The 12092-nt window shown below is 47.4% G+C and carries 11 protein-coding genes; all 11 read left to right on the forward strand.

Annotated elements, in window-relative coordinates; translation table 11 throughout:
* Positions 1–13: 13 nt before the first annotated feature.
* The 11 genes from G9U52_RS34805 (at position 14) to G9U52_RS34855 (ending at position 12002) form a co-directional block, all read left to right on the forward strand.
* Positions 14–1795, forward strand: a complete 1782-nt coding sequence (locus G9U52_RS34805; protein WP_166156756.1) for a sensor histidine kinase — start codon at positions 14–16, stop codon at positions 1793–1795.
* On the forward strand, positions 1773–3347 hold the full coding sequence (locus G9U52_RS34810) for a response regulator transcription factor (protein ID WP_166156759.1): 1575 nt from the start codon (positions 1773–1775) through the stop codon (positions 3345–3347). The genes G9U52_RS34805 and G9U52_RS34810 overlap by 23 nt, the downstream gene beginning before the upstream one ends.
* Before the next feature lie 94 nt (positions 3348–3441).
* The gene (locus tag G9U52_RS34815) at positions 3442–4812 is read left to right on the forward strand and encodes an ABC transporter substrate-binding protein (protein ID WP_166156762.1); all 1371 of its coding nucleotides are present in this window, start codon (positions 3442–3444) and stop codon (positions 4810–4812) included.
* A gap of 195 nt (positions 4813–5007) precedes the next feature.
* Complete coding sequence (locus G9U52_RS34820; protein ID WP_166156764.1) at positions 5008–6414, forward strand: aldehyde dehydrogenase family protein; 1407 nt, start codon at positions 5008–5010, stop codon at positions 6412–6414.
* A 20-nt stretch (positions 6415–6434) separates the two neighbouring features.
* Positions 6435–7160 (forward strand): cyclase family protein, encoded by a 726-nt coding sequence (locus G9U52_RS34825; protein ID WP_166156767.1) that lies wholly within the window; start codon positions 6435–6437, stop codon positions 7158–7160.
* Positions 7161–7230: 70 nt separating this feature from the next.
* Entirely contained in the window at positions 7231–7533 is a 303-nt protein-coding gene (locus G9U52_RS34830; RefSeq protein WP_166156769.1) for a putative quinol monooxygenase, read from the forward strand.
* Between the two features lie 51 nt (positions 7534–7584).
* On the forward strand, positions 7585–8586 hold the full coding sequence (locus G9U52_RS34835; RefSeq protein WP_166156772.1) for a fumarylacetoacetate hydrolase family protein: 1002 nt from the start codon (positions 7585–7587) through the stop codon (positions 8584–8586).
* 1 nt (position 8587) lies between these two features.
* Entirely contained in the window at positions 8588–9151 is a 564-nt protein-coding gene (locus G9U52_RS34840; RefSeq protein WP_166156775.1) for a hypothetical protein, read from the forward strand.
* Positions 9152–9202: 51 nt separating this feature from the next.
* The gene (locus G9U52_RS34845) at positions 9203–9958 is read left to right on the forward strand and encodes an SDR family NAD(P)-dependent oxidoreductase (protein WP_166156778.1); all 756 of its coding nucleotides are present in this window, start codon (positions 9203–9205) and stop codon (positions 9956–9958) included.
* 26 nt (positions 9959–9984) lie between these two features.
* On the forward strand, positions 9985–10983 hold the full coding sequence (locus tag G9U52_RS34850; RefSeq protein ID WP_166156781.1) for a sugar phosphate isomerase/epimerase family protein: 999 nt from the start codon (positions 9985–9987) through the stop codon (positions 10981–10983).
* Positions 10980–12002: a Gfo/Idh/MocA family protein gene (locus tag G9U52_RS34855; RefSeq protein WP_166156784.1), complete on the forward strand. Its 1023-nt coding sequence runs from the start codon at positions 10980–10982 to the stop codon at positions 12000–12002. Before G9U52_RS34850 ends, G9U52_RS34855 begins: the two co-directional genes overlap by 4 nt.
* Positions 12003–12092 lie beyond the last annotated feature (90 nt).

The raw sequence follows: 12092 nt of genomic DNA on the forward strand, positions 1-12092 counted from the left end.
AAGGATGAGCCCAATGAAAATCGCCAACCGAATAGCTCTTTTTCGATCCTCGATCAGCTTTAAACGAAAAATGATATTTCTGATGATGTTTACTTTGGTAGGAGTTGTCATATTGATCGAAGTCGTCATCTATAACGTCAGCATACCCCTGCAAATGAAATCGGCCATGAATGAAAATACGCAGGATGTGAAGTATATTAGTGATCGATTGGATATGGCTATTTCCAATACTGACTGGTTTATGAACTCGCTTACAATGGATGCGGAGGTACAGCAAATACTGAAAAATCCGTATACTTCCAGCCTGGAAGAGAATCTACTCAACTTCGATTTGGAGCAAGTCTTGAATTCGAAAAGCATTTTGGCGACAGATAAAATTGAAAATATATTTATATATGATACGCAAAAATACCGCAGCAGCATTTTGAATTCGCATGACTTCGATATTGGATATCTCCATTTGAATAAAAACTCGTACAACAGTGAGGGAAATATAGATTGGAAGGTGGAGGCTGGCAAGGTCTACATTAACCGCGCGATACGTGATCGGAAAAGCCTTAAGCTTATAGGTTATATGACGGTCTCACTGAATCTCGGTTATTTTCAGGAGATGATTAATACAGCTACAAAGCGCTACACCTATATCGTAAATGAAAACGGTCAACTGATGATAGGTAACGGGGATGCATCTGTGGTAGATTTTTCTCAAGTGATGGAGAAAGCCAAGGGTTTGACGCCAAACATGTCAGAAATTATCACGATAGCTCCATTAGAGGAGGCAATTATCGTTATGAACACCTCACATTTAACTTTGTGGAGCACGATTTCCATCGTACCCTTAAGTCAGGTGGCTTCAGAAACGCGGTTAATCTCCAAATGGATTATCGGGATCGGTATTGTTGGTGTGTTCATCGGAACTTTGATTACCTGGATCAGCTTCCAGCATCTGATGCGCCCCTTGGAGGAATTAATAAGGGTTATGAAGCAGGTGGACCAGGATAATTTCGATCTTCAGGTCAATATTTCGCAAAACGATGAGTTCGGGCGCCTCGGAAAAAGCTTTAACCGGATGATGAACAGGATTAATTATCTGGTGTCAGAGGTATATATCAAGGAATTAAGCTGGAAAGAAGCGGAGTACAAAGCACTGAAGGCGCAGATTAACCCTCATTTTCTTTATAATACACTTGAAACCATCCGCTATCTAGCTGAATTTGACGAACAGGAAAAAATCATGACGATAACGATCGCACTGGGGAGATTGTTTAAAGCCAGCATTGATAATAAAAACGATTATAGTTCCGTACGAGACGAATTGGTCTATATTGATGCTTATTTAAAAATTCAGAACACGCGATTCCAAGATAAGGTCGATGTGTACATCAATGTGGACGATGTCATCATGGAGTCTATGATTCCCCGGTTTATTTTGCAGCCTTTGGTGGAAAATGCTTTTGTTCACGGACTGGAAAATAAAATCGGAAAGGGCAGCCTGATGATAAAAGGCTGGGCCGCTCAAGAAACGATCCACTTTCAAATAGAAGATGACGGAATAGGGATGACCCTGGTGACTTTGGACGAGCTATTCAGGATGGACCGATCCGCACAAGAGGAGAAGAAAGGAACGGGAACCGGTTTTCTAAACGTTCATAACCGAATCAAAATGCTCTATGGCGATGGCTACGGTTTGACAATACAAAGTTCGCCGAATGTTGGCACCATTGTCGAAGCGCAGATGCCGATGATTCATTCTGAAAAAGGGGGGAGTTCCCATGCACAAGGTAGTAATAATTGATGATGAACCAATGGTTTGTCGCAGCCTAGCGGAAAATTTTGCTTGGAAGGAATGGAACTGCACCGTATCCGGGACAGCTTTGAATGGTTTGGAAGGGAAGGGGCTCATCGACAGGATAAAGCCTGAATTCGTGCTTACGGATGTGAAGATGCCTGGGATGAACGGTTTGGAGGTTGCCGAATATGTAAGTAGGAACTATCCGAATACAATCATCATTGTGCTCAGCGGATTCAATGAGTTCGATTACGTACGGGAGGCCATGCGGCATAATGTATTCGATTATTTACTGAAACCGATTGATAAAGAGGAATTAAAAAAAACGCTGCGCAGAGCTCTTTATCATCTGAATAAAGCGCTGGAAACAAGCCGAGATGCGGAAATCATAGAGAAAAAGCTCAACCAGGCTAATCCGCTGGCCGAATCCGGTATTATCATGAATTTAATGTTGAATAACGCATTGGAGACCGAATCGCTTCAAAATCAAATGCAGGGCCTGGGTATGGCTTTCCAGAAAGGGCAGGTTGTCGCTTTCGATTTGCTCAGAGTGTGGGAAGGGCATCGAAATTATCAATCACTCTCACATTTCGCCCTCTCGAATATTTTATACGAAGTGTATGAACAGCTCAACTGTCTGGTTAGCATCCAGTGGATATTGGGAAAATGCTTCATTGCCGTCCTCTTCGATTTATCCGTTCCGAGCACTATCGCCCAAAAAAGGGTGTTGGAGGCAACCAGGGTAGGGATCGAGCAGGCAGAAATATTTTTCAAAAAACGGATATTTGTCGGAATGGGTGACTTTGTCAATCAGATCGAAAACCTAAACAAATCTTATCAATCGGCTCTGCTCAGGCTGGAGCACCACTTGTTCTGGTCATTGGAATTTTCGGACGGGTTGACCTCTCTTGATGGCTCCTCCGTACGGATCGACAAGTCCTTGTATGAGGCCATGAATGAAGGGAATGAAGCGCAGGCTATGCAGGAGTTTGACAGCTTGGTAAAGCGCTTGCACAACAGTGGGAATATGGAGCTCGTGTATAGCCTATGCCTAGAGGTTCTAGTGAACATTTCCAATATGACAAAGTCATGGGAGCTGGAGCTTACCGTCCCTACCCTCAACGACTTGAAGCAGTACGCTTCCTTTGACGAGTTGGCAGTCAACCTACGAGAAGTTCTCAGTAGCGTGTGCAGGGACATAGGAAAAAGAAGGGAATTTATCAAGTTTCCGCTCATGGATAAAATCTTGTCCTATGTAAAGGATCATTTCAGCAATCCGGATCTGAGCCTGCAGGATGTCGCTGACAATTTTCATTTGAGTTTAAGCCATCTGAGCCGGATGTTCAAGAAAGAAACAGGAACCAATTTCAATGATTACCGCTCGCAGATTCGCATCGAGAAAGCGAAAGAGCTACTCGATACAAAGGATTGGCTGACCAGTCAAGAAACAGCCTTCCTCGTTGGGTTTATGGACGGCAAGTATTTCAGCCAGGTATTCAGAAAATACTGCGGAATGACACCGAGCGAATATCGGGATCTGAAAAATTCAACAAAATAGACTCCAAACGTGATTAACCGCTCTACTTTACGAACAAGATTCCTTATCTTTAGGAAACTAGGCAATCGAGCATGTTTTAAAAAGGAGGTAAAATATGCATAGAACACGTCTGATGGTACCCTTCATGATCATGTTGGTATTCTTTCTTCTTGCTGGATGCTATGAGTCCAAAGGTATGGATAGGCCCGGTTCCACCACCAATGTACCCGGCAGCACCGGTCCTTTATCTAACGATAAATTTACAACTTTGCGCTACATGATTTGGAACAGTAACTTTATCGTGACCTATCAGAAGATGTTTGCCGAGTTTAACAAGGAAAATCCGAACATAAAAGTTGATCTTCAAGTGGTACCATGGGGCAATTATTGGGATAAGCTGATGAATGAAATTGCTGGGGGAAACGCGCCCGATATATTCTGGGGATATATGCCTCGGTTTCCTGGCTTTATTGACAAAGGTGCTGTGCTGGACATTACAGATTATATCAAAAATGACAAGATGGATCTGAGCAAGTATAATTCTTCAACGGTTGAGGCTTATACGGTTAACGGAAAAAATTACTCGGTTCCGCAAAATTTCGGCGTTATGGGAATCATTTATAACCAGGATTTGCTGATAAAAGCTGGCATTGATCAATACCCGAGCAACTTGAAGTGGAATCCGAAAGACGGAGGCACCTTCGTCGAGTTCCTGCAAAAGCTTACTTGGGACAAAAATGGCAAGCATCCGAACGAAGAGGGTTTTGATTCGAAGAACATCGTGCAGTATGGATTTAATCTCATTGATAAAGACCAGGTCGATCCAGGCCAGTTGATAGGGTTGATCGCTTCCAATGGCGGAGCGATGATGAATGACAGTAAGCTCGCCCTCGACGGCAAGCTTACTGAAACTTATCAATTCATTTACGACCTTACCTTTAAATATCACGTAGCTCCAACCTATACGGATATTCATACCGGCGGATCGGAATCGAAATTCTTATCTGGGCAGATCGCTGTTTGGATGAACGGTCAATGGATGATGAAAACGCTTAAAGAAAAAGCCGATTTTAACTGGGGAATCGGGCCGCTTCCAGACGGACCTGCTGGAAACTATGCGCTCGTATCTGGCCTGGGCGACGTGATCTATTCGAAAACCAAAAACCCTGAGGCATCATGGAAGTTGGTTAAATTCATGGTCAGCCAACGTGCGCAGGATATTCTTGCCGAATCGGGGATTGTGTTCCCGGGTAACAAGGATTCTATTCCTAAATTTGTTGATTATTATAATCGTTTGGGCATCAATCCGCAGCCATTCGTGGAAGGCTACAACGGCCAGACCGTCGTTTCTCCCGCACTCAAAAATTATAACGACTGGTACCAAACCTTTGTAAAATATACCAGTATTATGATGTCAGGTGAAATGGATCCGAAAACCACTCTTGATAAACTCAAGCAAGAGGGCGATATGGCAGCAAATCAGTAGGACCTTTAATCCCACCATAATGGTGGAACTAAAGGTCTTTTTTCTAGTGAACATGATCGGTCGGGCAAAAGATTCAACCGTTTAGCAATTTTTTAATCCTCAATTCCAGGATTCATTGCATTACAATGAACTTGTGCCAAGTGAAGGAAAGACTGTATGAAAATGAAACCGGTTGAGGTAGGGGAGGTTAGGAATATGAGTTTGCTAATTAATGGAAAATGGATCGAGACAGATGAACGTATCTCAGTCTTCAATAAATACAATGGAGAGGAAATCGGACAGGTGTCGGTCGCCTCTAAGGAGCATATCCGACAAGCGGTACAGTCGTCGCGGCAAGCGATGAAAGAGCACCCGCTTTCCATGGAAGATAGGTACAGAATCTTGTCACGTACCTCTGAGCTCCTCTTGCAGCATCGGGACCCAATGGCGGAACTCATTGCTAAAGAGGCCGGAAAGCCCCTTGCCGAAGCAAAAATGGAAGTTACCCGTGCTGCACGAACCTTTCTGATATCGGCAGAGGAGGCTAAGCGAATATCGGGGGAGATGGTTCCTCTGGCCTCAGGTGAACTGGTGGCGAAATTAGCTTTTACGCTGCGTAAACCGATCGGTGTCGTATGCGCAATTTCGCCTTTTAACTACCCCATTAATTTGGTAGCCCATAAGGTTGGACCCGCGATTGCCGCAGGCAACGCCTTCGTATTGAAGCCGGCAACCACTACGCCGTTCACGGCAATCCGTTTGCTGCAATTGATGCAAGAAGCAGGTTTACCTGATGGATACGGCCATCTGGTCACAGGTGGAGGATCGACTGTAGGTGAATGGCTTTTGCAGGAAGAGGGCTTTTCTTTTTACACCTTTACGGGAAGCCCACGTGTCGGGAAGCATTTGAAGGAAGCGATCGGGCTGCGCCCATGCACGCTGGAGCTGGGCTCCAATAGTGCTACCGTGGTGCATGGCGATGCTGATATCGATTATGCCGCAGAGCGTTGTGCCCGTACCGCATTCAACAATGCTGGACAGGTGTGCATTTCAGTCCAGCGAATCATGGTGCACAAGGATGTAAAGCAGCGCTTTTTGGCAAAGATGGTGGAAATGACCAAGTCATTGTTGGTGGGTGATCCGATGAATCCGTCAACCGAAGTAGGGCCGATGATCAGTGAATTGGATGCGGCCCGGGCAGAGGAATGGATTCGGGAAGCGGTGGAAGCGGGAGCGCAATTATTGTGCGGGGGTACACGGATAGGAACGATGGTTCAGCCCACTGTATTGTCCGATGTGCCATTTCATGCCAAGCTTTGTGTAGAGGAAGCATTCGCGCCGGTCGTTGTGGTCAACTCGTATAGCTCACTGGATGAGGCGATTGCGATGGTAAACAACTCCAAGTATGGTTTGCAAGGCGGATTGTTTACCCGTTCTTTAGAGGTAATGATCAAATGCGCGCACGAGATTCACGTTGGCGGCTTGATGGTCAATGAAACGTCTGCCTTCCGCAGCGATGAAATGCCATACGGTGGCGTGAAGGAAAGCGGTATTGGCCGTGAGGGTCCCAGATACACGATCCAGGAAATGACGGAAATGAAATTGGTCGTTATCCACAAATAGAAAACTGGAGGAGATTCAGAATGGCTCGAACCATTGTCGATTTAAGTATGACCGTCCATGATGATATGAAAGTGTTTCCAAGAGTCGTTCGGCCGGTAACCGCATTATATGAATCATGGGAAGAATTTGCAACGCGAATCGGAGCCGCCCAATACGGAGCTACATCGCTGACCGCCACTTATGTAATTACGCAGGGAGATCACGTAGGCACCCATATCGATGCCATGAAGCATATCGTTCCTGATGCTCCAGGTCCCGAGGGGATCCCGCTCGAATATTGTTTTGGAGACGGAGTTGTATTGGACTTTCGGGATAAACCGTTCGGACATTTTATTTCCGTCGAAGATGTAAAACAAGCATTGGAGAAAATTCAATACACGATAAAACCGAGAGATATTGTATTGATTCATACCGGAGACGGCGACGGAAATCGTAATGAGACGGAAGCCTATTTCACCGAGCATTGTGGCATGACAGCCGAAGCAACGATCTGGTTGATTGAACAGGGTGTGAAGGTGATGGGTATTGACGCACCGACATTTGAAGTGCCGGTTAAGACGATGTTTGAGGTAAAGCGCTTCTGGGAAGCCCATTTGGTCATGAATGATTATGAATATTACCATATTGAGAATCTGATGAATCTGGATCAACTCGGAATATCACACGGCTTCAAGCTTTCTGTATTTCCGATTAAATGGAAAGGCACAACTGCCGCTCCGATAAGAGCGGTTGCCATTATAGATTAATTGATGAGCCTGCTATACAAAATAAAACAATACCATCCAATAATTCAACCATTCTGAGGAGGATTTTAGCATGATCGTTTTAACGGCCCGATACACCATACAACCTGGACAAATAGAAAAGGTGCTTGAACATCTTCGTGAGATGGCGGAACGAGTAAAAGCTGATGAACCAGCATGCACGATGTACCGTGTACATAAACCGGTAGATACCGAGGATATGCTTTTGCTTTATGAGGTATATGTGGATGACAAGGCTCTAGAAGCACATAAACTTACGCCGCAATTCAAAGAGATTATTGAAGGCAAGGTCGTTCCGCTCTTAGTCAAGCGTGAGCGTGAAGTATTCGATTTGGTACTCGACGCTGCTGAGTAAATTGTGGAACGACATGAGCTTGCATGACTTCATGCGGAAAGGTAGGTTCTTATGCGGTTAGTTACGTTTGAAATACCAGGCATCATGGGTTCGCTTACCCGCGTCGGCGCTTTGGAGTCGAACAACCGGATCGTCGATTTGGCGGCTGCTCACCGGCTAATGCTACTCGATTCTGGTGTGTCGAAATCGGCAGCCGACCGGATTAGCAGCGCCTTGATCCCAATGGATCTGCTTCTGTTTATCGAAGGCGGAAGATTCATACTGGAAGAAGCCCGCAAGGCGCTGGATTGGGTACGAGGAGACCGGATACCCGACCGTGAATTGTGCACCTTCGCAACCGATACGGTAACGCTTCGTTCTCCGATTCCAAGACCGCCGTTGCTGCGTGACTTTATGGCATTCGAAGAGCACTTGCAAAATATTTATCCCAAGCTCGGACGCAGCATTCCCCCGGAATGGTATAACCTGCCTGTATATTATAAAGGGAATCCTGGCAGTACGGGTGGGCACGGCGACGATATACGTATTCCCTCTTACGAACAGGAGCTGGATTATGAGTTCGAGCTTGCGTTCGTCATCGGGAAGGGCGGCTCGAATATCGATCCAAAGGATGCGTTAGAGCATGTTTACGGTTTTATGATTTATAACGATTTTAGTGCACGGAGTATGCAAGAACGTGAAATGTCGGTGGGTCTGGGACCGGCCAAAGGCAAGGATTTCAATCGTGGACATGTCCTGGGTCCTTGTCTGGTGACGGCAGATGAAATCCCCGATATTTACAACCTCACCATGGTCGCAAGTATAAACGGCAAAGAATGCTGCCGGACCAACACAAATACGATTCATTGGAAATTCGAAGATATGATTGCCCATGCATCACGGGATGAATATTTGTACCCAGGCGAAGTGTTCGGATCTGGAACGGTCGGCAACGGATCGGGGAAAGAAAGCGGTCGGATGTTACAGGCCGGCGATGTAATCGAGCTATCGATCGAAGGATTGGGTACATTGCGAAATCAGGTAATAGCAAATCGACAAACGATGGAGGGGTAACATGAGTGAATTAAATATATATAAGCTGAATATCAGGACAACGGACGATCCTCTGTTTTCAACCGTGGCACGCATGGCGAAGCCAGCAAAGATGGTGTCGGAAAAAAGTTGTTTTGAGCCCGCATTCAGCAACTTTGACATCGCTGACGGCACGCTGGTGGATCTCTCGTACTTGTACGAGCCGCCATCTGAAACCCCATGGAGCAAGACACGAAGTAGATTTGACCGCCATCTACAAACAGAGGAGCTTTGGGTAGTCATGGAAGGTGACTTCTATGTTCCATTCGGATTATGTGCAAACCCGGATGACCCGGAGTCTTTGCCTAAGCCTGAGGAGATGCTGTGCTTTGAAATCCGAAAGGGTGACGTCTTCGTTTTGAAACCGAATGTTTGGCATACGGGGCCATGGCCTAAGGAAAAAGGAATGGCAGTCAGCTTTTATATGGCGCTAAGCGGACACCGTCAAAAGGCTAACGGTGACAATGTCGATTTTTTCATGAGGGATTTCGCTGGAAACGTGGCGATTCTGCCAGATCTCGACGAAGCGGGGCGTCCCCGTTCATAGAACAGCGGGATTCACAGGGACGAACTAGCCAAGTTCAATGGAGGGGATAACATGGGAAAGCTAGATGGAAAAGTGGCTGTGATCACGGGTGCTGGTTCAGGTATCGGTCGTGCGTCAGCCGAGCTTCTAGCTCGTGAAGGTGCACGCGTTGCCATTGTAGATAGAGATTTCGCAAGGGCGCAGGAGACGGCACAATTGATCGGAGGCACTGATCGGGCTATAGTGATTAAAGCTAACGTCACCAATGAGTCGGAGGTGGCCGAAATGGTCGCCCAGGTGTTACGCGAATGGGGACAAATCGATCTTCTTCACAACCACGCGGGAATTTTGCATCCAAAGGATGCCTCTATCTTGGAGATTGAAGAGAAGACAATTGATGAAACGCTTGGCGTCAACGTAAAGGGGCAGATGCTGGTTGCCAAGCATGTGGCTCGTGCGATGAGCAAAACCGGAGGGGGGGCTATCGTAAGCACGGCGTCCGATTTATCCTTTGTGGCATTGCCCGGCGTATGCGGATATGTAACGAGCAAAGCCGCCATCGCCGGTTTGACGCGCTCTATGGCCGTCGACCTTGCACCTCACGATATTCGAGTAAACGCGGTTTGCCCGGGGTTCATATATACAGGAATGACAGCCGGCTTGTCCGCGAATACCGAGGCTTTGGATTCGATGCGGGACAGCTATTTGATCAAACGTCTGGGCCAACCCTCAGACGTTGCCAGCGCTGTAATGTATCTGCTATCACGGGATGCAGGCTTTGTCACCGGATCGCTGCTCGTAGTGGACGGCGGACATATCGTCCAATAAAATTCAAACAAGATGGAGAGATTTCAATGCGTATAGGACTAGATGAATGGACGATCCATCACCTGGACATTTCGGCGTACGACAAGTTGGATCTGGTTGAAAGCTTCGGCCTAGAAGGCATCCAGTTTGCCGACGCTAGGGCTTTGAGCCGGAACTTCGATCTCGGTGAAATCCGCGAAGTCGCCGCCGAGGCGAAACGCCGCAATCTATACCTAGAGATGGGAATCCCCGGTCTGAACTTCCTGCGGCCTTCAGCGAAGGCGCTTGAAGCAGGGCAAGGCGACTATATGAACGGGCTTCGCAGGATGCTAGAGGCGGCTGCCGCCACCGGCACTTCGGTCATCCGTACCTTTGTGGGAGGTCCGGGCGATCGGCTGCGGCGAGATGCTGAATGGCAGCTGCAGCAGCGAGGAGCCATACAGATCGCGCAAAGCCTAGCACCGCTTGCCCGTGAGCTGGGCGTTTACCTGGCATTTGAAACGCATGCTGATGTTACGTCGTTCGAGCTTTTGCGCCTGATCGAAGAGGTGGGTGACGATGTGGCTAAGGTGATCCTCGATACCGGAAACTTCCCGATCGTGCTGGAGGACCCGCTTGCAGCTACCCGCCGCCTGGCTCCGCACATCATCGCTACACATATGAAAGACTGTATCACCATCCTTACAGAGCAGGGGATATCCTCCCAATGCCGACCGCTTGGGACAGGCATTGTGCCGTTAGCTGATATTCTGGCTATACTCTATCCGCTGCACCCAGATCTGAATCTATCCATCGAAGATCATGAGGGTATTTATAGGATGGACATTTTCAAAGCCGGCTGGGAACGCGATTATTTAGACATTCATGCAAACGATTTGGCATGGTTAATCGAACAAGCACGCTTAAGCGAGGTGCGAATCGAGTCCGGTGAAATTTCCGGTATGGACACTTTAGAGGGAATTCCATGGGCAGATCAAGCCGATGCAAGGATTCGAACGGGAGCGGCCAATTTGAAACGTATATTAGGGGAGGTAACAACATTATGAAGAAATCATTAGGGGTAGGTTTAATCGGCTGCGGTGGTATTTCCCGTGGACATGTTAATGATTATTACAAAAAAAATCCGGAGGCTGCACGTCTAGTTGCAGCTGCGGAAATCAGTCCCGAGCTGAGGCAACGGTATATCAACGATTTCAATATCGGGACCATGTATGCCAGCGTGCAAGAACTGCTGGCCGATCCGAACGTGGATGTTGTGGACATCTGCACACCGCCGGATTCGCACTCAGAGCTCATTCAGATGGCGGCACGCGCCGGCAAGCACGTTCTGTGTGAAAAACCGATCGCATCCGACATGGAATCGGCTGTCAGAGCCGTTGAAGTGGCGGAGGAGTGCGGTGTGGTTCTGGGTGTCATGCAGAACTACCGTTTCCGTCCTGAATATCTCGAAGCGCACAACTATCTAATCAACAATAAGCTAGGGCGTCCGTTTTTCGGTACGATGGAAGGGTTTTTCAACTGGAACGGCGGAAGCTACCGCACCCAGAGCTCCAGAATGCTGATCATTGAACAGGCTTATCACTATATCGATCTGCTTCGTTACCTGTTTAACGATGATGTGGTGAGAGTGTATGCCGCTGCGGGTAAGTCGGAAGCCGCTCAGGTTGCAGGGGAAAGCTGGGGATCACTTACGCTGCATTTCTCTCGTGGGGCGGTCGGCACGATTGTCGCTTCCGGCGAGTGCCACGGGTTCCAGGCCAATTGGGGCGGGTCGGCGGTTATCCAGTGTACAGCAGGTACGATGGAAATCAATCGCAAGCAGCTATTCAGCCTCAATGTTTATGTAGTTGGAGGAGGAGGGCATTATCCGCTTCAGACATTTCCGAAAGAGGAATATTCGGCAAACACGAATGCTCCGTTTACACGTCCTTTGGACGCTTTTTACCAAACGGTTCTAGACGGACGCAAGCCTCCCGTCAGCGGAAGGGATAATCTCAATACGCTGGCGACTGCTCTGGCTTGCTATGATTCCATTGCTTCGGCTCAGGCTATAAACGTTAACTAATGGTGGAATCGGCTCTGGTGCAACACGGCGATATAGCATTTGCACCAGAGCCAACTTGAATCTAGCTCGATAACGGGTACGAACATGACT

Origin of the sequence: Paenibacillus agricola (assembly GCF_011440305.1) — a bacterium.
Lineage (GTDB): Bacteria > Bacillota > Bacilli > Paenibacillales > NBRC-103111 > Paenibacillus_S > Paenibacillus_S agricola.